The sequence below is a fragment of the Aliiroseovarius lamellibrachiae genome (assembly GCF_018599245.1).
GTDB lineage: Bacteria > Pseudomonadota > Alphaproteobacteria > Rhodobacterales > Rhodobacteraceae > Aliiroseovarius > Aliiroseovarius lamellibrachiae.
In genome coordinates this window covers 508,958-530,987 of sequence record NZ_JAHEVJ010000001.1, presented here as the reverse complement: position 1 = coordinate 530,987, position 22,030 = coordinate 508,958, and the positions used below count along the sequence as shown (strand labels likewise).

Here is a 22,030-nt window from a genome sequence, read left to right as displayed (position 1 = left end):
AACTGCAAGGAATACGTCATGTGGGAAGAACGCTTCGCCAAGAAAGGGTATCTGTTCGGAACCGAGCCGGTCCCATTCCTGTTGAAACATGACGCTTGCTTTCAAAAGGGACAATCGGTCTTGTCGATCGCAGAAGGCGAAGGGCGCAATGGCGTGCATTTGGCCAAAAAGGGCCTGCATGTCACGGGTGTCGAATTCGCGCCTTCTGCGATTGCCAAAGCCAAAAAACTGGCGGAATTGAACGAAGTAGACGTTACATTTGTCGGGTCAGACCTGTTTGAATGGAACTGGCCGCAAGACGCCTTTGATATCACCCTTGGATTGTTCTTCCAGTTCGTGGGGCCGGAAGGACGAGATACCCTCTGGCGCAAGATGTTAGACGCAACGCGCCCCGGCGGGTTGATCATGATTCATGGCTACACCCCTAAGCAGCTTGAATTTGGGACAGGCGGGCCGTCAAATGCGGCAAACCTGTATTCCAAAGCAGATTTTGACAGCGTTTTTGAAGAGTGTGATGTGCTCATCAATGAGGAGTACGAGGCCGAGCAGCGTTCAGGATCCGCACATGTTGGCATGTCGGCGTTGATTGATTTCATCGCGCGCAAACCGACAGCTTGATGGCAACACCGACGTTCGCCATGGTTTTATGACTTGGACGAATGGGGGTGCCCCGGCGGCAGACTGTCATCATTTTGACCAGTCGCATGCGCCACCTCTGCGTCGACGGGTCCCATTTTTCCCGCCATCAACTCCTCCATGAATAGGCTGATGAACTGTGCCCGTCCGTCCGTCGCTGACTTTGCATAGACGCTGGTTGCCTGAGCGCGAACGGTGCCGGCGGCGGTTTTGCGCATTTGGGCAATCGTATCATTGTCCAACCCCTTAAGGATCATGATCGCCACATCGCGCTCTGCGGCAGTCAGCTTCCATTCGTCAAAAAAGGTCTCGATTACCTCTGCCAAATGCCCACTGGCGATATCGAGGCCGGTTTGCATGTCCGACATGCGTGACAGCAATCCGCGAAGTTCCAACATCAGAAAGGCCACACCGCCGACCAAGGCCACCGCAGCAACTGACTCAAGAAGGAGATGTGGATCGTCAAGATGGCCATCTAGTCGAAAATCCTCAACCACGTCGCCAATAAAGAACAGCGCGCACAGGCCCTGTAACAGGATAAGGCCCGCAAGCACTGTTGCGCGCCTTTCCTTCGTTTTTGTTGACCAAAACGTCAGCTTCATTCCACCTCTCGCCCTTGCGGGATGTTTTTGCGCCCACTTACCATCGCCCGGACCAGATTGACACCGGATCGCCAAGTATCGAAGGCAACGCCGGCAATATGCAACGCTATCGAGAACAGAAGCCACCCAAAGATAGTTTCGTGCGCTTCCTCGACCCAATCGATCCCAAAAAAGGTAAGTGTGGTCATCATATAACCGGTCACCCCGATTGCAATGACGGTCAGCCATATGTTGTAGGTCATCAGCGCGCCAAGCGGGTTGTGCGAAAGGTGAATGGTCTGATCACCGCGCAACATCGCCTTGATGTGGCGGCTCACGCGGGCCGGACTTGGGGGAAACGCCGCAAAACGCGCGTGTTTCGGCCCAATCAGCCCCCAGATCAGACGCACACCAACGAGCGAGAGAGCGATATACCCGATCCATTCGTGCATCTCGCTTTCCGCTTCAATAAAGGCCCCATTCAGCAGGATCGTTAGGGCAAGCGTCCAGTGGATCAGACGGATCAGTGGATCCCAGACCGCGATGTCGCGGGCGCTTGTGCGCCCGCTCGATTGTTTGGCTATGTCGACCATCGGCTTAGTTCTTAACGCCGAGTTTGGTCACAGCCCCGGTCTTGGGGCTCACATAGACCTCACCCATTTTGCCGTCCCGGACGAAGTAGACCTCGATCATGCCGTCTTCCATCTCGGCCTTGCGTACGTCATAGCCCATGGTGGTCAACGAGGCCTGAACCTCTTTCATCGTGGTGCCAAGAATGCTGTCCATCGAGATATCTTCGGCGAGCGCTGGTGTTCCAAAGACCAACAGTGAGATCAGGGCGAGTTTACGCATTGGTTATTCCTCATTTTATGTGCCGTGTTTTCGGCATTGCAGGGCGGCAACCCGTGTTGTCGCTGTGGGTCATTTCGGTGAGGTCGCAGTGTGAAAACAGTGGCAACGGGCTTATTGACGGCGAAATAAGCGCGCGCTTACGGCGCATTTTTGCCTATTCGGGTTCAAGCTTTGTCACGACGTCTATCGCTATGTCTGACAAAGCTTTTTCCGTCAGCGTGACACCAAAACCTGCCGCCTTCGCGGCCAGCAGGAAACGATGCGGCGAAAATGCATAAAAAAGACGTCGTTCTCGATGCGAGCCGAAAAACCGCCCCCCCGCAGGCAGAACGTCAAGCCGGGTCATGAGGGGGGGGATGGGGATCGTGCTGGCGTCGACAAGATTGCAGCTGTCACGGATTTATCTGCTGCATGAATCAATATCCAAGCGTGCAGGCGACGGCCCGCTGCCAGTTGGCGTATTTACTCTCGCGCACATTGGCAGCCATCGCTGGTTGGAATTCTCGTTCAAGCTCCCATTGCTGAGCAAACTCTTTCTGATCCGGAAGCGCCCCGGCCTTCATGCCAGCAAGCCAAGCAGCACCAAGTGCTGTGGTTTCCAGCACCTTGGGTCGGTCAACTGGCGCGTCGATGATATCGGACAGGAATTGCATCGCCCAGTTTGAAGCGCTCATGCCGCCGTCCACCCGAAGCACGCTTTGCGCCTTGTCATTGGCCCAGTCCGCATGCATTGCATCCAACAGATCTCTTGTCTGATATCCAACGCTCTCCAACGCGGCTTTGGCGAGCTCGTTCGGGCCGGAGTTGCGCGACAAACCAAACACAGCACCTCGGCATTCTGGATTCCAATATGGCGCGCCAAGGCCGGTGAAGGCGGGCACCAGAACAACGGATTGAGACGGATCAGCCGCTTCAGCAAGAGGTTGCGTTTCTGACGCTTCCCGAATGATTTTAAGGCCATCGCGCAACCACTGAATAACAGCACCGGCTATGAATATTGACCCTTCCAATGCGTAGGTGGGCTTGCCGTCCAGTTGATAGGCAATCGTCGTGAGCAATCTATTTTGCGATTGAACCGGGACATCCCCGGTGTTGAGCAATGCAAAACATCCGGTGCCATAGGTCGCCTTTAGCATCCCAGGCTCAAAGCAGGCCTGTCCAATCGTTGCGGCTTGTTGGTCCCCTGCCACCCCAAGAATTGGAATGGCGCGTCCGAATAAATCTGGACGGGTAAGGCCAAAATCAGCGGCGCTATCCCTGACCTCTGGAAGCATAGACATCGGGATATCAAACAGGTCGCAAATTGTTTGGCTCCAACGGCCCTTGCGAATGTCATACAGCATTGTGCGTGCTGCATTGGTCGCATCAGTTGCATGAACGCGCCCGCCCGTCAGCTTCCAAATCAGAAAGCTGTCGACGGTACCGAACAACAGCTCACCCCGCTGTGCTTGGGCACGCGCGCCTTCGACATTGTCCAAAACCCACTTTAGCTTTGTGCTCGAAAAATATGGGTCAATCAGCAATCCTGTGCGATCTGCAAACATGTCGGCATAACCGGCGTCGCGCAGTGATTTGCAGTAGTCAGCCGTGCGGCGATCTTGCCAGACAATCGCATTGTAAACGGGCTGACCGGTTGTTTTATTCCAGACAATCGTGGTCTCACGCTGATTGGTGATCCCAATAGAAACTATATCCTGCGCATCAATGCCCGCACGTTCAATGACAGCCCGACAGGTTCCCGCGGTGGTGGCCCAAAGATCGTCAGGGGCATGCTCTACCCAGCCAGAGTTTGGGTAGATCTGCTGAAATTCCTCCTGAGACGAGGCAACAGGTTGAAGCGTTTCATCAAACAGGATCGCTCGGGTAGAGGTGGTTCCTTGGTCGATAGATAAGACATGTTTCATTGTGATGATCTGACGTGTTGGCGGTCGCAGGAAAATAGGACGATCTATTTGCCGCCCAGTGGTTTGCGCCATCATAGAAGTTATAGAGGGAAGTTGTAAGGTGGTGCGGGTGCCAAATGGCAGCCCGCACCTGAGACGTAACCCGGATCAGTTCCAGGACTTGATCAGCTCATCATACGCGATGGTCTGAGGCGCCTCATCTTCATTTGCCAGTGGGCCATAAGGCGCACCCGGCTGGGAGAACCAGTGCTCCGCACTCATCTCTTCATTGAGTACCGGACCCAGATCCCCTTGGACGCCCGCACGCTCTAGACGAGCAAGCACTTTTTCCTGATCCGCACAAAGCGCATCAAGGGCTTCTTGTGGTGTTTTTGAACCCGACATAGCGTCGCCGATGTTCTGCCACCACAGTTGTGCCAGCTTGGGATAGTCTGGAACATTGGTTCCTGTTGGTGACCACTGCACACGCGCAGGCGAACGGTAGAATTCGATCAAGCCGCCCAAACGTGGCGCCCGCTCGGTGAAGTGCTCAGAGTCGATTGTCGACTCGCGGATGAAGGTCAGACCAACATCGGACTTCTTCAGGTCAACAGTTTTAGACACAACAAACTGGGCATAAAGCCAAGCTGCCTGGGCCCGATCAACGGGCGTGGATTTCATGAGCGTCCATGACCCTGCATCCTGATAACCGACCTTTTGGCCCTCTTTCCAGTATGCCCCATGAGGCGAAGGTGCCATGCGCCATTTTGGCGTGCCATCTTCGTTCATCACTGGCAGATCAGGAACAACCGTTGCGGCTGTGAAGGCTGTGTACCAGAACATTTGCTGAGCAATGTTGCCCTGAGCAGGAATTGGGCCAGCTTCACCGAATGTCATCCCGGCAGCAGCGGGTGGAGAGTATTTTTCAAGCCACTCAATCGCTTTGGTCACAGCGTAAACCGCAGCCGGTGCGTTCGTGGCGCCACCACGGGCAACACAAGACCCTGTGGGTTGGGATTTTTCGTTCACACGAATGCCCCATTCATCAACGGGAAGGCCGTTTGGCTCACCTACGTCACCCATGCCAGCCATGGACATCCAGGCGTCAGTATACCGCCAGCCAAGGCTGGGGTCTTTTTTGCCGTAGTCCATATTGCCAAACACGTCACCATCAACGCCCATGCGGGTCAGATCGCGACCGGTGAAGAATTCAGCGATATCTTCATATGCAGACCAGTTGACAGGAACACCCAGCTCATAACCATATTTCGCTTGGAAAGGCGCGTTTCAAAGATCAGGTCATCGTCACCGCTCGCCTTGATCTCGACATGGTTTGGACGAAAGCCCGCCGTTTAACGACCATCCGCCAGCAACGCCAATGGACCGTTTGCTGTTGCACTTTGGCCATCTCCGAACATCAGTTTAGTGCCCGTTTTGCTGACCTGAAGGAAATTCATCGGCGGATCACTGAAGACCCGCGCAGTTGTTGCATCGACAGGCTGGCGGTACACGGTTGGGGTTCGGTCAAATTGGGTAATGCGACCCTCCCACAGCGCGGCAGTATTCCCCCCCAGCAACAAAGCTTCCTCTGGCTCAGTTGTCGCGTAGACAAAAACCGCGCCGGATTCTTCGAAGATCTTTGGGATCTCAACGCGCATTTCCTCACGGAGTTTATAGTCAAGGTTGGCAAGCGGCTCATCAAGCAAAACAAGGCCCGCATTCTTTACCAAAGCGCGGGCAAGAGCGCAGCGTTGCTGCTGTCCGCCGGACAATTCAAGCGGTTTACGGTCGAGCATGGGGGTCAGCTGCATCAGGTCGGCCGCCTGTTTGACGGCTTTGTCAATTTCACCTGCGGATTTTTTCATCAATCGCAAAGGGGATGCGATATTGTCGTAAACCGTCATCGAGGGGTAGTTGATAAACTGCTGATACACCATTGCGACCTTGCGATCCTGGACGCGCAGCCCGGTAACATCCTTGCCCTCCCAGAAAACGCGCCCTTCAGTCGGCACATCAAGCCCCGCCATGAGCCGCATAAGCGAGGTTTTGCCAGATTGAGTTGGCCCAAGCAGAACGTTCATTGTCCCGCGCTCTAGCGTCAGATCTGTTGGGTGAATATGGATTTTCCCATCCACCAACTTTGACACATTTTTAAATTCGAGCGTCATAGTATCCCCTTACCCTGCTTCGGCAGTTACAACCGCGGCCATCTTATTTTTCATCCAAGCATCCAGAACGCTGACGTCATCTTTTGACATCCGAAGGCCAAGTTTCGTGCGCCTCCAGACGATGTCATCAGCCTCGGCGGCATATTCTTTATCCATCAACCAGAGAACTTCGCGCTCTGTCAGGCTTGAACCGAAACACTGCCCAAGGTCCTCTGGCTTTTCTGCGCCTGACAGAACTTCGCGTGCTTCGGTTCCGTATGCCCGAACAAGGCGTTTCGCCCAGACCTGATCCAAAAAGGGAAACTCTGCTGACAATTGTTCAATAAGCGCGGGCACCCCATCCACGGGGAAATCCCCCCCGGGCAGCGCCACACCAGCCGTCCAGGGCGGGGATAGTTTTGGGAAAAACTTAGCAATATCCTCCATCGCGCTTTCAGCCAGACAGCGATAGGTTGTGATTTTTCCGCCAAAGATATTCAACGCGGGTGCGCCGCGGCTTTCGTCGACTTTCAGGATATAGTCACGCGTGGCAGCAGAGGCACTGCTTGCACCATCATCGAAAAGTGGGCGCACACCCGAGTATGTCCAAACGACATCCGCATCGGTGATTGGGGTTGCGAGATATTGGTTGATGAACTCCAGAAGATAGGTTTGCTCGTCTGCGGTGCATTCGGGCTTTATGTTTGCATCAACATGTTCCGCATCTGTGGTGCCAATAAGGGTAAAGTCGTTTTCATACGGGATGGCAAAAGCAATACGGCCATCAGTCCCTTGAAAGAAATAGCATTTGTCATGCTCAAACAGGCGCTTGGTGACAATGTGACTGCCGCGCACAAGACGCACGCCGCCGGCTTGCGTGCTTTTAAGGGTGTCGTGCAAAACATCGCCAACCCAAGGTCCGGCCGCATTCACGACCATCTTCGCGGTCACAGTTGACGTGACGCCAGTTTGAGAGTTGTGCATCTGCACGTTCCAAATGCCATCGCGGCACTCGGCACTCACAACTTTATGACGCGGCAAAATGGTGGCCCCTCGCGCCTCGGCATCCCGTGCATTCAGCACAACAAGCCGCGCGTCCTCTACCCAGCAATCAGAATATTCATACGCTTTCTCAAATTTATCAACGAGCGGCTTACCTTCTGGTGCCGTCCGCAAATCCAGCTTGCTTGTGCCAGGCAGGAGTTCACGGCCACCAAGATTGTCATATAGAAAAAGCCCCAAACGAATAAGCCAGGCAGGGCGGCGCCCTTTCATCCAGGGCATAACGAAGCTGAGGATTTTTGAGGTCGGCGTCGAAAGGTCAAACCGCATATCAGCGTGGTACGGCAACACAAAACGCATCGGCCAAGCGATATGTGGCATGGCTTTCAGCAGGGTTTCTCGTTCGACCAATGCTTCACGCACCAAACGGAATTCAAAGTATTCCAGATACCGCAACCCACCATGGAAAAGCTTGGTCGACGCCCCGGATGTTGCCGAGCCTATATCATTCATCTCAGCCAAACATACCGACAGTCCGCGGCCACTTGCGTCACGCGCAATGCCGCACCCATTGATGCCTCCGCCGATGATGAGCAGATCATAATCCGGTTTCATACAGTCCTCCCACGCAGGCTCCCTCCTGCATCCGAAGACGATGAAGGTAAACGCGCCCAAATGGAAGATAAAAATGTTCGTTTGCGCTCGATTTTCCGCAAGCCGCTGATATCTGGATATAATATTTCGTCAATTCCGCGCCGGTTGCATCTTTCGTGCTTCTAGACTTAGTAATGTTGAAACAAACACTGACCGAATTCGTGGCCCTTTTTGGGAATCGCGCCAAATGAACAGCAACAGATTGGGGAGACGTCGGTATGGTTCAGATGCGGCGCAAGCCAGAAATCATCAACATAGCCCGACGCGAAGGGGTTGTGACCGTTGACCATCTTGTAGAGCACTTTGGCGTCACCCCTCAGACCATTCGAAGGGACCTCACGGAACTCTCTGAGTCGGGACAGCTCGAACGTGTTCACGGTGGTGCCATTTTACCGTCGACGACCGTGAACATTGGCTACAGCGAACGTCGCGCCCTTAATCAAGCCATGAAAGTGGATATTGCGCGCGTGTGTGCAAAACAAATTCCGAACGATTGCTCTATCTTCCTGAATATTGGAACCACCACAGAGGCCGTCGCCGTTGAGCTTCTGCGGCACCAAGGGCTTTTGGTCGTGACCAACAACATGAACATCGCCAATATCCTGTCCGCCAATACAGAAGTGGAAGTTATCGTTACGGGTGGAAATCTCCGCCGTTCCGACGGTGGTCTTGTCGGGGATTTTGCAAAGGCAACGATCCAGCAGTTGCGCTTTGATTACGCTGTTATTGGATGTTCCGCATTGCGAGAGGATGGTGACATTCTCGATTTTGACGTTCAAGAGGTTGGCGTGAGTAAAACAATTATTCGCCAAAGCGACAAAGTTTTGCTCGCATCAGATAGCTCAAAATTTGAACGAAAGGCCCCAGCCCGGATTGCATCCATGGCCGATGTCGATGTTTTTGTGACGGATCGCGGTTTACCACAGGCCTGTGCCAACTTTTGCCGGGAGGCCGGCACACAGGTTCTGTTTGCCTGACCCCGTGAGTGATGAAACATCATTATGGCTATGAGGGGCAATCTTCAGTCAGGTTTCTTGCAATCCCCGCCAGTACAGTATACGTCAGTATACAACGCGTTTAGACGCCGAGTCGCCAGAGAGGTCTGTGGCTTGGTGCTTAAGCTTTCTCGAACACCCAACCGCTGGATTTGTCATGAGCTTGTACACAGATTACCTAACCGAAATCGCCACCCGTAAAGAGCAGGGATTGAACCCCAAGCCCATCGATGATGGTGCGCTGGTCAAAGACCTTATCGCGCAAATCAAAGATACCGGGAATGAACATCGCGATGCCTCGCTGGATTTCTTCATTTATAACACCCTGCCCGGCACAACCAGTGCGGCTGGCGAGAAGGCGCAATTTTTGAAAGAGATCATTCTTGGCACCTCTGTGGTCAAAGAAATCTCGCCGGCCTTTGCGTTTGAACTGTTGTCACACATGAAGGGGGGCCCATCTGTTGATGTGCTTCTTGAACTTGCCTTGGGCGAGGACGCCGCCATCGCGGAGCAAGCAGCCGACGTTCTAAAAACCCAAGTGTTCCTCTATGAGGCCGATACCGATCGTCTGGACGCCGCTTATAAAGCGGGCAATGCTGTGGCCAAGGATATTCTGGAAAGCTATGCCAAGGCAGAGTTTTTCACCAAGCTGCCGGACGTAGAAGAAGAGATCAAAGTTGTGACATATATCGCTGGCGAAGGCGATATCTCAACCGACCTGCTGTCCCCGGGCAACCAAGCCCACTCGCGCGCCGACCGGGAATTGCACGGCAAATGCATGATCACCCCCGAGGCACAGGCCGAAATCCAACAGCTGCAAAAGCAACACCCCGATGCGCGTGTGATGCTGATTGCTGAAAAAGGCACCATGGGTGTGGGGTCAAGCCGGATGTCCGGCGTGAACAACGTGGCCCTTTGGACCGGCAAACAAGCCTCGCCTTACGTGCCATTTGTCAATTTTGCCCCTGTTGTGGCTGGTACGAACGGGATTTCACCGATTTTCCTGACCACCGTTGGCGTGACCGGCGGGATCGGTCTTGATCTGAAGAACTGGGTCAAAAAGAAAGACGCGGATGGCAACACGGTTGTGGATGCCAACGGCGACGCGGTGCTGGAGCAAATTTATTCGGTGGAAACCGGCAAAGTGCTGACCATCAACTCCAAAACCAAAAAGCTTTACGATGCTGACGGCGTTGAACTGGTGGATGTCTCGGCCGCGTTCACCCCGCAGAAGGTTGAGTTTATGAAGGCGGGCGGATCATATGCCGTTGTTTTCGGCAAGAAGCTGCAAACCTTCGCCGCTGAAGCCCTAGGCCAAGAGCTGAAATCAGCCTTTGCCCCGTCGAAAGAAATCACCGACGAGGGCCGTGGCCTGACCGCCGTCGAAAAGATCTTTAATCGCAACGCCCGCGGCGTCACCACCAAAGGCGACCTGCACGCCGGGTCCGACGTGCGCGTTGCCGTTAATATTGTGGGGTCACAAGACACCACTGGCTTGATGACCTCACAAGAGCTTGAAGCGATGGCGGCCACTGTGATCTCTCCATCGGTTGATGGCGCCTATCAATCGGGCTGTCACACAGCGTCGGTTTGGGACAAAAAGGCTCAGGCCAACATCCCTAAACTGATGAGCTTTATGAATAAGTTCGGCCTGATCACCGCGCGCGACCCCAAGGGCGAATACCCCGCGATGACCGACGTGATCCACAAAGTGCTGAATGACATCACCGTGGATGACTGGGATATTACCATCGGCGGTGACAGCCACACGCGGATGTCCAAAGGCGTGGCCTTTGGCGCGGATTCAGGCACCGTAGCACTGGCCCTTGCAACCGGTGAAGCCACCATGCCGATCCCTGAGTCAGTCAAAGTGACTTTCAAGGGCAAAATGGCCGACCACATGGATTTCCGTGATGTCGTACACGCCACCCAGCTGCAAATGTTGGCCCAACACGGCGACAACGTGTTCCAAGGCCGCGTGATCGAAGTGCATATTGGCACGCTTTTGGCGGACCAAGCCTTCACCTTCACCGACTGGACCGCTGAGATGAAGGCAAAAGCCTCGATCTGTATCTCAAACGACGAAACGCTGATCGGATCCCTGGAGCTGGCGAAATCGCGCATCCAGATCATGATCAACAAAGGCATGGACAACGCCGCACAGACCCTACAGGGCCTGATCGACAAAGCCGATGCCCGTATTGCTGAGATCAAGTCAGGCAGCAACCCTGCCCTGACCCCAGACGATAATGCAAAATACTTCGCCGAAGTTGTGGTCGATCTGGACGAGATCGTTGAACCGATGATCGCCGATCCAGATGTAAATAACGACGACGTATCAAAGCGTTACACCCATGACACCATCCGCCCAATCTCCTATTACAAAGCGGAGAAGAAAGTGGACCTGGGTTTCGTCGGCTCGTGCATGGTGCACAAAGGCGACATGAAAATCGTCGCTCAGATGCTGAAGAACCTCGAAAAGGCAAACGGCACGGTCCAGTTCAAGGCCCCGTTGGTTGTTGCCGCCCCGACCTACAATATCATCGACGAGATGAAGGCCGAGGGGGATTGGGAAATCCTGCAGCGTTATTCTGGTTTTGAATTTGACGACATGTTCCCAAAGGCAAATGCCCGTACCGAGTATGAAAACATCCTCTATCTCGAACGCCCCGGCTGTAACCTTTGCATGGGCAATCAGGAAAAAGCGGCCAAAGGTGATACGGTTCTGGCGACGTCAACCCGCCTGTTCCAGGGCCGTGTTGTGGAAGACAGTGCTGAGAAGAAAGGCGAAAGCCTTTTGGCCTCGACCCCGGTTGTGGTGCTCTCAGCTATCCTTGGCCGCACCCCGACCGTGGACGAGTACAAAGCCGCAGTTGAGGGCATTGACTTGACCAAATTCGCACCACCCGTCGAAAAGCCGGCAGGGACGCGCTCGGCCCATTTCTAAGTAAGGCCTGACGTCACATCATCTTGAACCGCACGAGCAAAAATGCCGCTCGTGCGGTTCCGCTTACACGCCCTTGCAAGACTGAACTGGTGCTCCCCTGAACGATTGCTTCTGCGACTGGGGGCGCAGTGTCACGCCAATGCGCGGCCCTCCTCCCAAGGGCATTGGGAATTTCTGCAAGTCGCAATTTCAGCATTCACGTCGCGAAACCATGCGCACGCATGCGATAAATCTGGTGTGGTCATTCGAATTCCTTCAGCTGCAACAGCTGTGTTAGGCTTATGACATGAAACAACGTAGCTTTGTGCCCAAAGGGGCCGCCTGTTTTCACATTGATTATGATGGCCCGGGGACGGACATCTATTTTCTGCTCTTGCCCAAACTGACCATGCTGGCGCTGAGCGCCGCGGTGGAGCCGTTACGCGTGGCCAATCAGGTGACCAACAAAGAGCTATATCGTTGGCATTTATTGACGGAAGACGGCGGGCCGGTTCGATGCTCCAACGGGATTGCGGTGACCCCAGATTACGACCTGATCAACCTGCCGAAATCCTCAATGGCATTTATATGTTCCGGGGTCGAACCAATTGACAGCACAAGCAGCAGAATTTTGAACTGGATTGGCCGGCAACGTGCGTTTGGCTGTCACATTGGGGGAATTTGCACGGGGGCGTTTACCCTGGCCAAGGCGGGTCTCTTACGGGGTCGAAGCTTTACCCTGCATTGGGAAAACCAACCCGCCTTTGTCGAACATTTCATCGGGCTCGAGCCCACCAACAATCTATATGAAATTGACGATGGCATCATGACCTGCGGCGGCGGGAATGCGTCGCTTGACATGATGCTGAATATGATCGAACGAGATCACGGAAAAGACCTTGCCGTGATCGTTGCAGATATGTGTATTCACGCGCGATCCAACACCCGAAAATCGCCCCAAAAATCCGCCTATTCCGAGGCATTAAGCGTTCGAAATCAACACCTTATCAATGCAATGCAATTCATGAATGCATCCTTAGAGGACAGTGTTAGCATGGACGACGTGGCCAGAGAGGTGAATATTTCACGGCGTCAGCTGGAGCGGTTATTCAAACTTTACGTGCACACAACGCCGCTACAATTCTACGCGGATCTTCGCGTGAAACGGGCCTATGCGTTGCTCAATGAAACCAGCTTGTCGATTACTGAAATTGCGGCGGCCTCGGGGTTTACCAGCACTTCACAGCTTGCCATTCAGTTTCGAAAACGCTTTGGGCATTCGCCGTCCTCCTTTCGGAAAACCTGGAACGACTAAACTTACAGCTTGTCGCGCAGCGAAAACCACAACATCGCCGCAACCAACAGCGGCCAACGCAGTGTCGCCCCGCCCGGAAAGCGCGGTGTTGGAACGTCAGCCATAAGATCAAACCGCTCCGCCTGACCCGCCAAAGCTTCCGCCGCCAATTTCCCGCCGAGTGTGGCCATCGCCACCCCATGCCCGGAATACCCCGACGCCGACAGGATATTGCCGTTCAAGCGCGCAAAATGCGGCATGCGGTTCAGCGTGATGCCCAATGTCCCGCCCCACGCATAATCGACGCGCGTGTCCTTGAGTTGCGGGTAGATCTCCAACATTGGCTTGGACACAAGTTTCACAATGTCTTTCGGGAACCGATAACCATAGCTTTCAGCCCCGCCAAACAGCATCCGGTTGTCTTCCGACAGGCGGAAGTAATTGATCACAAACTTGCTGTCCGCCACCGCATGCCCTTCACGGATCAAGCTTTTGGCGAAATCGTCCTCCAACGGTTCTGTCGCGAGAATATAATTGTTAATCGGCATCACCCGGGCCGCGACATTTTTCTGCGCATGACCCAAATACCCGTTGCAAGCCCAAAGCACATATCGCGCTGAAATATCAGCACTTTCCGTCTTCACCCTTGCAGGATCACCCTCAGCAACCTTTGTCACACGCGTTGTTTCATAGATCCGTACGCCTTTGGCAACGGCCGCACGCGCCATGCCAAACGCCAACCGCAAAGGGTGCGTGTGCCCGCCGCCCATATCCAATGTCCCACCATGATAAGCGGGGGAGCCGCAGAGGTGGCGCATCTCGTCCTTGTCCACCGGCCGGATCAGATCATAGCCATATTCGTCGTTCATTTTGCGCGCATAGGCGTGATTGTCGGGCACAAATCGCGCACGGTGATCAGCGTGCAAGATCCCGTCGGTGAACCCAGCCTCCGGCGCATGCTCCGCCACCATGTCGCGCACCAATTGCACAGATTCCAGCGACAAATCCCAAAGCGAGCGGGCGACGGTTTTGCCGAGCATTTCCTCAAGCTCATCTTGCTCCAATCTCTGCCCGGTGCCCACTTGGCCGCCATTGCGACCAGAGGCACCAAAGCCAACCCGGTGCGCCTCAACCAGCACAACATCAAAGCCTTTTTCGGCCATATGAAGTGCCGCTGACAGCCCGGTAAAGCCCCCCCCGATGATGCACACATCACAAGAGATATCCCCTTTGGCCTCGGGATAAAGACCCGGTGCATCAGCCGTCGCTGCGTACCAAGATGCAGGGTACTGTCCAACGCGGTCGTTGGCTGTAAGGATGTCCATGATGCTCTCTCGATTGGAGGGGATTGAGGCCCGCCACACGGCAGACCTCGTCTTCAAAATCAGATATCAGGCTTCGACAAACAGCCCTTGGGCTTTCACTTTCTCATAGGCCTGATCCAGCGATTTACGCGCGCGTTCAATCAAAATATCGATCTCGGCGGTCGTGATCACCAAGGGCGGCGCGATGATCATCCGATCCCCCACATGGCGCATGATCAGATTGTTGCCAAAGCTGCATTCGCGCGTGATGTAGCCCACGGTGCCCGCATCAGACGCAAACGCCGCACGGGTTTCTTTGTTCGGGGTCAAAGCAAGTGACGCCATCAGACCGACAATTTTGGTCTCACCAACCATCGGATGATCCGCAAGCGAGTGCCATTTTTCGGCCAGGTAAGGGGCTGCCACATCACGGACGTGATCCACAATCTTCTCTTCTTCGATAATGCGAAGGTTCTCAAGCGCAACGGCACAGGCCACCGGATGACCGGAATAGGTATAGCCGTGATTAAACTCGGTCGCGGCCAGCACGGCGGCCACTTTGTCGTTCACGATTGACCCGCCAATTGGCGCATAACCAGAGCTGAGCCCTTTGGCGATCGTCATAATATCAGGTGTGATTCCAACCGTTTGCGAGCCAAACCAATTGCCCGTGCGACCAAATCCACAGATCACCTCATCCGCAATCAACAGGATGTCATATTTATCGCAAATCCGTTGAATTTCAGGCCAGTAGGTGTCAGGTGCGATGATCACCCCCCCTGCCCCTTGCACAGGTTCCGCGATAAAGGCAGCCACTTTGTCGGCGCCAACCTCGTTGATCTTCGCCTCAAGCTGCTGGGCACGTTCCAGACCAAATTCTTCTGGTGTCGTGTCGCCGCCTTCTGCCCACCAATGAGGCTGGTCGATGAATTCAATTCCGGGAATCGGCAGGCTGCCTTGGCCGTGCATGCCTTTCATCCCACCCAGCGAGGTACCGCCAACAGTCGACCCGTGATAGGCATTCCAGCGCGAAATAATCACGTCACGCTCTGGCTGACCTTTTTCCGCCCAATACGTGCGGACCATCCGGATATTGGTGTCATTCGCATCAGATCCGCCGTTGGCGTAAAAGACGTGGTTCAGATCGCCGGGGGCCAGTTCAGCCAGTTTTTGCGCCAAGGCAATTGCCGGCACATGCGTTGTTTGAAAAAACGTGTTGTAATAGGGTAGCTCGCGCATTTGGCGCGCGGCAACATCCGCCAACTCATCCCGACCATAGCCGATATTGACGCACCACAGACCGGCCATTGCGTCCAGCACCTCTTCGCCTTCGCTATCTTTTAGGTACACCCCACTGGCCGAGGTGATGACGCGCGCGCCTTTTTGCTTCAATTCACCGTCAGCGGTGAAGGGGTGCATATGGTGGGCCGCATCGATGGCTTGCAGCTCAGCGGTCGGCAGGTGATTCGTAATTTTGTTCATTTCGGACACTCCTAAGGCCGGTTCAACCAGCACATTCATACTTGCCACCAGAATATGATCAAAAAAAATGGTGTCAACGGGGAGCGTTAAATATGATCAAATATCTCCATCCTTCAGGATCGACCTGACCTGTGCGATTCCCTGCTCGATGTCACCATGAATAGCATCCGACACCCCTTGGGCATCCCCCATGCGAAGGGCCGCGAGCGCCTCGGCATGTTTGTCTGGAAGATTGGCCGTGCCATAGCGCCCCAACACAACACGAAGCGACGGTCCCGCGCGCAGCCAAAGCATATTTGCGATCGACAAAAGCACGTCCGTTCCCGCCCGTTCATAGAGATAGGCATGGAACCTATAATTGTTTTCCAGATACCCGCGCACATCGCCACGGGCGATGGCCGCATTCACTTCGTCGTCAAAGAAAACAAGACGGTCAATGTCATCTTTCCCAATGTTTTCAACGGCTTTTCGGGCCAGCTCTGGTTCCACGGATAGGCGCGCAAAGCTGATCTCTTCCCATTGTGCGATATCAGGGTGCGGAACGGATACCCGCCGATTGCCCTTGAACACCAAAGCCCCCTCAGAGGTCAGTCGTCGGATTGCTTCGCGCACCGGGGTCATGCCGACATCCAGCTCAGCGACCAAGCCCTGAATGGTCACGGGCTGCCCGGGGGCAAGTTCACCAAACAAAATCATCTCACGCAGTTTGCGATAGACCCTTTGGTGGTCCGGCAATTTGGCGGTTTTTTCTTCCACCTTGCTCTCTCCTGTCACAAAATCTTTGCCAACTCGGGCGTCATAGCTAAGCTTTTTTTGAACCCTAACCTGACAGGGGTAATTTTACCATATTGCGCGAAGACGTTTTTTTTGATCAAATATCCAACAACGGGCCAAAGGCTCACACACAGGGAGAATAAAATGAAGACTTCAATGCTCAAACTGGGGACCGCACTTGCGCTGGTTGCCACGGCAGCCACCGCCGAAGAAGTGCGCGTTTATAATTGGTCTGACTATATCGACGAAGAGTTATTGGCGAAATTCGAAGCCGAAACCGGGATCGACCTGATCTATGATGTGTTCGATTCAAACGAGGTTCTGGAAACGAAAATGCTGGCGGGCGGGTCAGGTTATGACGTCGTTGTACCCACAGCATCCTTTATGGAACGCCAGATCGCCGCTGGGGTATTTCAGCCCCTGGACCAGTCGAAACTGACCAATGCCGGCAATATTTGGGATGTGATTGCCCAGCGCACCGCACAGTTTGACCCCGGTAACGCCTATTCGGTCAACTATATGTGGGGCACGACAGGCTTGGGGGTGAATGTTGCCAAAGTCACCGAGGCTCTTGGGGCGGATGCACCAATCGACAGCTTGGCTCTGATTTTTGATCCTGCAAATATGGAAAAACTGGCGGGCTGCGGCGTGCATTTCCTTGACGCACCGGATGAGGTTATCCCCGCCGCGCTGAAATATCTGGGCGAAGACCCCAACAGCAAAGACCCCGAAGTGATCAAACGCGCCGAAGAGGTTCTGGCCCCCGTTGCGCCCTACATTCAGAAATTCCACAGCTCGGAATACATCAACGCGCTGGCCAATGGTGAAATCTGCGTGGCATTCGGCTGGTCCGGCGACGTGTTGCAAGCGCGCGATCGTGCGGACGAAGCAGAAAACGGCGTGGAAATCGCCTATAATGCGCCAAAAGAAGGCGCCTTGATGTGGTTCGACCAAATGGCCGTGCCGGCGGACGCACCAAACGCCGAAGGCGCCCATAAGTTCATCAATTTCATTTTGGACGCACATAACATGGCCGCCGCATCAAACTATGTCTACTACGCCAATGGCAACAAAGCCTCGCAAGAGTTTTTGGAAGAGGATGTCATCGGCGATCCGGCGATTTATCCGTCACCAGAAGCAATGGAAAACCTTTACGTTAAGGGTGCTTACCCATCAAAAGTTCAGCGGGTTGCCACCCGTCTTTGGACCAAAATCAAGTCGGGCACCTAAACCCACTTTTTGCCCCCTGCGTGTTCCGTGGAACGGCGCAGGGGGTTCCCTTTTCCCCGAGGAATGCCAATGTCTGACGCCGCCAAGGCCCTTGAGCCTGTTTTTGAACCTTGGAAAGACCCAAGCCAAAAACCCTTGATCCGCTTTGAAAATGTGACCAAACGCTTTGGCGATTTTACCGCCATCGACGACCTGACGATCAACATCTACGAAAAAGAGTTTTTTGCTTTGCTCGGGCCCTCGGGCTGCGGGAAGACGACGATGATGCGGATGTTGGGCGGGTTTGAAACGCCAACCGAGGGTTCAATTACCATCGACGGCCAGGATATGTCTGCGGTGCCGCCAAACAAGCGTGCGGTGAACATGATGTTCCAATCCTACGCTTTATTCCCTCATCTTTCCGTTGCCGACAACATCGCCTTCGGGCTGAAACGCGACAAGCTTCCCGCGGATCAGATCGCCGCGCGCGTCGAAGAGATGTTATCTCTGGTTCAGCTCAATAAGTTTGCCTCTCGCAAGCCACATCAGATTTCCGGTGGCCAACGGCAGCGGGTCGCCCTTGCGCGGTCGCTCGCCAAGGCGCCCAAACTGTTGTTGCTGGATGAACCGCTGGGCGCGCTGGACAAAAAGCTGCGTCAGGACACCCAATTTGAACTGATGGATATTCAGGAAACCACCGGCACCACCTTTGTTATTGTGACCCACGACCAAGAAGAAGCCATGACCGTCGCCTCGCGTATCGCTGTCATGGATCACGGAAAAATCGTTCAGGTCGATACGCCTGCAAAAATCTACGAAGAACCGGGCAACATCTATGTTGCTGATTTCATTGGGGATGTGAACCTGATTAAGGGCAAAGTTGTCAAATCGGGCAATGATCACGCCAGCATTTCCTGGGCGGAAGGTCAGCAAGATCTGACCGGCATTGCCCATGATGAAATCCCACATGGCACCGAAGCCACACTGGCCATCCGCCCGGAAAAGGTGACCATTTCCACCGACCGTCCCGAAGGTGTGACCAACGCGCTCAGCGGCACGGTTCTGGACATCGCCTATCTTGGAAACATGTCGACCTATGTGATTGAGGCGGCGAATGGCACGCTGATAAAAGCCCAGGCCGCCAATACGCGACGCATCAGCCGGCGCGCAATCACTTGGGAGCAGCAGGTCTGGTTGTCCTTTACCGACACAGCCGGTGTGGTACTGACGTCATGAAACGATTCGCGCTGATCTCTATCCCATATCTATGGCTTCTGGCGCTGTTTTTGGTGCCGTTTCTAATTGTCCTGAAAATCAGCCTTTCTGACACTGAACTGGCCATTCCACCTTATACCCCGACGTTGGACATCGCCCAGGGTTGGGCGGGTGTGCGCGAATGGTGGGCCGGTTTGGACATGGAGAATTTTGTCTGGCTGACCGAAGATGATCTTTATTGGAAAGCCTATCTTTCCAGCCTTAAAATCGCGATTATTTCGACCGTTCTGACGTTGCTGGTCGGATATCCCATTGCCTACGGCATGACGCGTGCGCCGGATGAATGGCGCCCGACATTGATGATGCTGATCATCCTGCCGTTCTGGACCTCTTTTCTGATCCGGGTTTATTCTTGGAAAGCAATCTTGTCGAACGAAGGCTTTCTGAACCAATTCCTTATTGGGATCGGTTTGATTGATGAACCTCTGGTCATCTTAAATACCAATATCGCGGTCTATATCGGCATCGTTTACACCTATTTACCCTTTATGGTGTTGCCCATTTACGCAGCCCTGGAGCGTTTGGATGAAAGCCTGTTGGAAGCCGCGGAAGACCTTGGGTGTTCACGGTTCACCGCCTTCTGGCTGGTCACATTTCCCCTGTCAAAACAGGGCATTGTCGCCGGAAGCTTCCTCGTCTTTATCCCCGCAATGGGCGAATATGTGATCCCGGCACTTCTGGGTGGGTCCAAAACCCTGATGATTGGTAAGGTGCTCTTTGAAGAGTTCTTCGCGAACCGCGACTGGCCTGTGGCCTCTGCGGTGGCGGTGGTGCTCTTGCTCATCCTCATCATCCCAATTGTGCTCTTTCAACGGAACGAAGAAAAACAACGGGAGGCGGGCAAATGAGAAAGCTCAGCTGGTTCAACACGCTCACCCTGACGCTTGGGTTTGCGTTCCTTTACATCCCGATGCTGATCCTGATCCTCTATTCCTTCAACGCAGGGAAACTGGTCACGGTCTGGTCCGGGTTTTCCTTCAAATGGTACGGCGAGCTGTTTCAGAACGAGGCGTTCTTAAGCGCGGCCTGGGTCACATTAAAAGTCGCGGTGATCAGCTCGACCTTTGCCACCATTCTTGGCACCATGGCCGCATATGTCATGGTGCGGGCGGGACGGTTTCGTGGGCGCACGCTGTTTTCAGGCATGATCTACGCCCCACTTGTGATGCCAGAGGTGATCACCGGCCTGTCGCTGCTGTTGTTGTTCATCGCCATCGGGCTGGACCGCGGCGTGCTGACCATCGTGCTGGCACACACAACATTTTCAATGTGTTACGTCTCGGTTGTGGTGTCCTCACGCCTTGTGACCTTTGATCAATCACTGGAAGAGGCCGCATTGGATTTGGGCTGCACCGGGTTTGAGGCCTTCCGCCTTGTCACCCTGCCGATCATCTTACCGGCGGTGATCTCGGGCTGGCTTTTGGCCTTCACCCTGTCGCTGGACGATCTGGTGATCGCAAGCTTCACCTCTGGTCCAAGCTCTACCACCCTGCCGATCAAAATCTTCTCGGCCGTGCGTTTGGGGGTCACCCCAGAGATCAACGCCCTGTCGACTATCATGATTGGCCTTGTGACCATCGGCGTAATTGGGGCATCCCTCACCACAAAACGCGCCATCGCCAAAAAGCAAAAAGACGAGAGAGAAGCCATCTAATGAGCGATTTTCTGACCGAATACGCCGCCTATTGTGAGGCGCACGGAAAGCCCGACCGTATCGAGCTTATGTTGTGTGACATGAACGCCATTTTGCGCGGCAAATGGTTGCCGGGGGAGGACGCGGACAAATTGGCAAAAGGGGCGGTACGTCTGCCCCTTTCAACCTATGCCCCGAATATCTTGGGTGAAGAGGTCGAAGCCTCTGGTCTTGGCATCATCGTCGGCGACCCAGATGGTCATATCGTTCCCATCGCGGGCACCCTAAAGCCTGTGCCATGGGTCAATATTGGCGGTGGGACAACCAAAGTTGCGCAGGTGCAGGTCGAAATGATCGACCCGGACACTGGCGCCCTTAGTGATTTGTCCCCGCGTCAGAAGCTTGCCGATATGGTCGCGAAATTTCACGCCAAAGGCTGGCATCCTGTTTTGGCGACCGAGCTGGAGTTTTACCTTTTTAAACCCCGCGACAATGAAAGCGACGGTCCAACCCCACCGGATCGCTCGCCCACCGCACAGAATTACGACCTTGAGGTGTTGGAACGCACGCAGGGCATTCTGGATGACATATTGTCCGCATCCGCCGCCCAAGGCCTCGCGACAGATACGCTCATCTGCGAATACGGCCCCGGTCAGTTTGAGATCAACTTCCACCACACCGATGATGTGATGCATGCGGCCGATACCGCCGTCTGGTTCCGTCGATTGGTGCGCGGCGTTGCCCGTGCGCATGGGATGGAAGCCAGTTTCATGGCCAAACCCTATGCGGATTATCCCGGAAACGGAATGCATGTGCATGCATCCGTTGTGAATAATGATGGCAAAAACATCTTTGATCATCAGGGGGATGGCCCGTCTGAAGTGTTGCTGAATGCGGTCGGTGGCACGCTTGACACCATGCGGGATCTACAGGCCGTTTTTGCGCCGCACATGAACTCTTATCGCAGGTTCAAACCGATGAGTTTCGCCCCCTCCGCCCCCGATTGGGGGTTGGACAACCGCGCCGCAGGCGTGCGCATTCCAGAGACAAACGGGCCCGCCGCACGTATGGAACACCGCATCGCTGGGGCCGACGTGAACCCCTATCTGGCAATCGCCGCCATTCTGGGCGGGATGTTGCACGGCCTTGAAACGGGCGCCTCTGTGCCCTTGCCTTTGGATGACCCCAAAGCGGTTCCTGCTGACAGCCTTTCGGACGATTGGCGTCAGACTGTTGATCGGTTTGGCACCTCCCAAATCGCGCGCGCGCTGTTTGGGGACCGCTATGTGGACATCCACACCGCCGTTCGCCATGACGAAATCACGCAATTGACCCGCGAGATTAGCCAAGTGGAATACCGCGCCTATCTTGGCCGGCTGTAAC

General features: G+C 54.5%; 18 protein-coding genes and 2 pseudogenes. 9 read left to right on the top strand and 11 right to left on the bottom strand.

Features of this window, described 5'->3' with window-relative positions:
* Positions 1–18 precede the first annotated feature (18 nt).
* Complete coding sequence (locus KKW20_RS02655) at positions 19–618, top strand: class I SAM-dependent methyltransferase (RefSeq protein WP_214565814.1); 600 nt, start codon at positions 19–21, stop codon at positions 616–618.
* Positions 619–644: 26 nt separating this feature from the next.
* On the opposite strand, the gene KKW20_RS02650 is transcribed toward KKW20_RS02655, so the two are convergent.
* The 8 genes and pseudogenes from KKW20_RS02650 to glpD form a co-directional block, all read right to left on the bottom strand.
* Positions 645–1,190, bottom strand: coding sequence for a helix-turn-helix transcriptional regulator (locus KKW20_RS02650; RefSeq protein ID WP_214565813.1), 546 nt, complete (start codon positions 1,188–1,190; stop codon positions 645–647).
* A 44-nt stretch (positions 1,191–1,234) separates the two neighbouring features.
* Positions 1,235–1,810, bottom strand: coding sequence for a cytochrome b/b6 domain-containing protein (locus KKW20_RS02645; protein WP_214565812.1), 576 nt, complete (start codon positions 1,808–1,810; stop codon positions 1,235–1,237).
* A 4-nt stretch (positions 1,811–1,814) separates the two neighbouring features.
* On the bottom strand, positions 1,815–2,069 hold the full coding sequence (locus KKW20_RS02640) for a PepSY domain-containing protein (RefSeq protein WP_214565811.1): 255 nt from the start codon (positions 2,067–2,069) through the stop codon (positions 1,815–1,817).
* 154 nt (positions 2,070–2,223) lie between these two features.
* Positions 2,224–2,415 (bottom strand): hypothetical protein, encoded by a 192-nt coding sequence (locus tag KKW20_RS02635; protein WP_214565809.1) that lies wholly within the window; start codon positions 2,413–2,415, stop codon positions 2,224–2,226.
* A 70-nt stretch (positions 2,416–2,485) separates the two neighbouring features.
* Entirely contained in the window at positions 2,486–3,973 is a 1,488-nt protein-coding gene (gene glpK, locus KKW20_RS02630; RefSeq protein WP_214565807.1) for a glycerol kinase GlpK, read from the bottom strand.
* Positions 3,974–4,120: 147 nt separating this feature from the next.
* Positions 4,121–5,236, bottom strand: a pseudogene (locus KKW20_RS02625) (carbohydrate ABC transporter substrate-binding protein); the annotation flags it as partial.
* 71 nt (positions 5,237–5,307) lie between these two features.
* Positions 5,308–6,120, bottom strand: a pseudogene (locus KKW20_RS02620) (ABC transporter ATP-binding protein); the annotation flags it as partial.
* 9 nt (positions 6,121–6,129) lie between these two features.
* The gene (gene glpD / locus KKW20_RS02615; RefSeq protein WP_214565805.1) at positions 6,130–7,716 is read right to left on the bottom strand and encodes a glycerol-3-phosphate dehydrogenase; all 1,587 of its coding nucleotides are present in this window, start codon (positions 7,714–7,716) and stop codon (positions 6,130–6,132) included.
* 257 nt (positions 7,717–7,973) lie between these two features.
* Between glpD and KKW20_RS02610 the strand changes: the two genes are divergently transcribed.
* The 3 genes from KKW20_RS02610 to KKW20_RS02600 all read left to right on the top strand — a co-directional run bounded on the left by KKW20_RS02610 (position 7,974) and on the right by KKW20_RS02600 (position 12,991).
* Positions 7,974–8,732: a DeoR/GlpR family DNA-binding transcription regulator gene (locus KKW20_RS02610; protein ID WP_214565803.1), complete on the top strand. Its 759-nt coding sequence runs from the start codon at positions 7,974–7,976 to the stop codon at positions 8,730–8,732.
* A 175-nt stretch (positions 8,733–8,907) separates the two neighbouring features.
* The gene (locus KKW20_RS02605) at positions 8,908–11,697 is read left to right on the top strand and encodes a bifunctional aconitate hydratase 2/2-methylisocitrate dehydratase (RefSeq protein WP_214565801.1); all 2,790 of its coding nucleotides are present in this window, start codon (positions 8,908–8,910) and stop codon (positions 11,695–11,697) included.
* A 286-nt stretch (positions 11,698–11,983) separates the two neighbouring features.
* A complete protein-coding gene (locus tag KKW20_RS02600) occupies positions 11,984–12,991 on the top strand; it encodes a GlxA family transcriptional regulator (RefSeq protein ID WP_214565799.1) in 1,008 nt (335 codons plus the stop codon).
* A 2-nt stretch (positions 12,992–12,993) separates the two neighbouring features.
* On the opposite strand, the gene KKW20_RS02595 is transcribed toward KKW20_RS02600, so the two are convergent.
* From KKW20_RS02595 to KKW20_RS02585, 3 genes are all read right to left on the bottom strand, one after another.
* A complete protein-coding gene (locus KKW20_RS02595; protein WP_214565797.1) occupies positions 12,994–14,295 on the bottom strand; it encodes an NAD(P)/FAD-dependent oxidoreductase in 1,302 nt (433 codons plus the stop codon).
* Positions 14,296–14,361: 66 nt separating this feature from the next.
* Complete coding sequence (locus KKW20_RS02590; RefSeq protein WP_214565795.1) at positions 14,362–15,756, bottom strand: aspartate aminotransferase family protein; 1,395 nt, start codon at positions 15,754–15,756, stop codon at positions 14,362–14,364.
* A gap of 96 nt (positions 15,757–15,852) precedes the next feature.
* Entirely contained in the window at positions 15,853–16,512 is a 660-nt protein-coding gene (locus KKW20_RS02585; protein WP_214565793.1) for a GntR family transcriptional regulator, read from the bottom strand.
* A 162-nt stretch (positions 16,513–16,674) separates the two neighbouring features.
* On the opposite strand from KKW20_RS02585, the gene KKW20_RS02580 reads away from it, so the two are divergent.
* The 5 genes from KKW20_RS02580 to KKW20_RS02560 all read left to right on the top strand — a co-directional run bounded on the left by KKW20_RS02580 (position 16,675) and on the right by KKW20_RS02560 (position 22,029).
* The gene (locus KKW20_RS02580) at positions 16,675–17,760 is read left to right on the top strand and encodes a polyamine ABC transporter substrate-binding protein (RefSeq protein ID WP_214565791.1); all 1,086 of its coding nucleotides are present in this window, start codon (positions 16,675–16,677) and stop codon (positions 17,758–17,760) included.
* Between the two features lie 69 nt (positions 17,761–17,829).
* Positions 17,830–18,975, top strand: coding sequence for an ABC transporter ATP-binding protein (locus KKW20_RS02575; protein WP_214565789.1), 1,146 nt, complete (start codon positions 17,830–17,832; stop codon positions 18,973–18,975).
* Complete coding sequence (locus tag KKW20_RS02570) at positions 18,972–19,862, top strand: ABC transporter permease subunit (RefSeq protein ID WP_214565787.1); 891 nt, start codon at positions 18,972–18,974, stop codon at positions 19,860–19,862. The genes KKW20_RS02575 and KKW20_RS02570 overlap by 4 nt, the downstream gene beginning before the upstream one ends.
* Positions 19,859–20,668: an ABC transporter permease gene (locus tag KKW20_RS02565; RefSeq protein WP_214565785.1), complete on the top strand. Its 810-nt coding sequence runs from the start codon at positions 19,859–19,861 to the stop codon at positions 20,666–20,668. The genes KKW20_RS02570 and KKW20_RS02565 overlap by 4 nt, the downstream gene beginning before the upstream one ends.
* Positions 20,668–22,029 (top strand): glutamine synthetase family protein, encoded by a 1,362-nt coding sequence (locus tag KKW20_RS02560; RefSeq protein ID WP_214565784.1) that lies wholly within the window; start codon positions 20,668–20,670, stop codon positions 22,027–22,029. Before KKW20_RS02565 ends, KKW20_RS02560 begins: the two co-directional genes overlap by 1 nt.
* Position 22,030 lies beyond the last annotated feature (1 nt).

Bases quoted from the DNA above. Each gene is read 5' to 3' on its own strand.
- KKW20_RS02580 (WP_214565791.1), top strand. From the start codon at position 16,675: ATGAAGACTTCAATGCTCAAACTGGGGACCGCACTTGCGCTGGTTGCC.
- KKW20_RS02600 (WP_214565799.1), top strand. From the start codon at position 11,984: ATGAAACAACGTAGCTTTGTGCCCAAAGGGGCCGCCTGTTTTCACATT.
- KKW20_RS02635 (WP_214565809.1), bottom strand. From the start codon at position 2,415: ATGACCCGGCTTGACGTTCTGCCTGCGGGGGGGCGGTTTTTCGGCTCG.
- KKW20_RS02560 (WP_214565784.1), top strand. From the start codon at position 20,668: ATGAGCGATTTTCTGACCGAATACGCCGCCTATTGTGAGGCGCACGGA.
- KKW20_RS02595 (WP_214565797.1), bottom strand. From the start codon at position 14,295: ATGGACATCCTTACAGCCAACGACCGCGTTGGACAGTACCCTGCATCT.
- KKW20_RS02570 (WP_214565787.1), top strand. From the start codon at position 18,972: ATGAAACGATTCGCGCTGATCTCTATCCCATATCTATGGCTTCTGGCG.
- KKW20_RS02590 (WP_214565795.1), bottom strand. From the start codon at position 15,756: ATGAACAAAATTACGAATCACCTGCCGACCGCTGAGCTGCAAGCCATC.
- glpD (WP_214565805.1), bottom strand. From the start codon at position 7,716: ATGAAACCGGATTATGATCTGCTCATCATCGGCGGAGGCATCAATGGG.
- KKW20_RS02655 (WP_214565814.1), top strand. From the start codon at position 19: ATGTGGGAAGAACGCTTCGCCAAGAAAGGGTATCTGTTCGGAACCGAG.
- KKW20_RS02610 (WP_214565803.1), top strand. From the start codon at position 7,974: ATGGTTCAGATGCGGCGCAAGCCAGAAATCATCAACATAGCCCGACGC.
- glpK (WP_214565807.1), bottom strand. From the start codon at position 3,973: ATGAAACATGTCTTATCTATCGACCAAGGAACCACCTCTACCCGAGCG.
- KKW20_RS02565 (WP_214565785.1), top strand. From the start codon at position 19,859: ATGAGAAAGCTCAGCTGGTTCAACACGCTCACCCTGACGCTTGGGTTT.
- KKW20_RS02645 (WP_214565812.1), bottom strand. From the start codon at position 1,810: ATGGTCGACATAGCCAAACAATCGAGCGGGCGCACAAGCGCCCGCGAC.
- KKW20_RS02575 (WP_214565789.1), top strand. From the start codon at position 17,830: ATGTCTGACGCCGCCAAGGCCCTTGAGCCTGTTTTTGAACCTTGGAAA.
- KKW20_RS02640 (WP_214565811.1), bottom strand. From the start codon at position 2,069: ATGCGTAAACTCGCCCTGATCTCACTGTTGGTCTTTGGAACACCAGCG.
- KKW20_RS02605 (WP_214565801.1), top strand. From the start codon at position 8,908: ATGAGCTTGTACACAGATTACCTAACCGAAATCGCCACCCGTAAAGAG.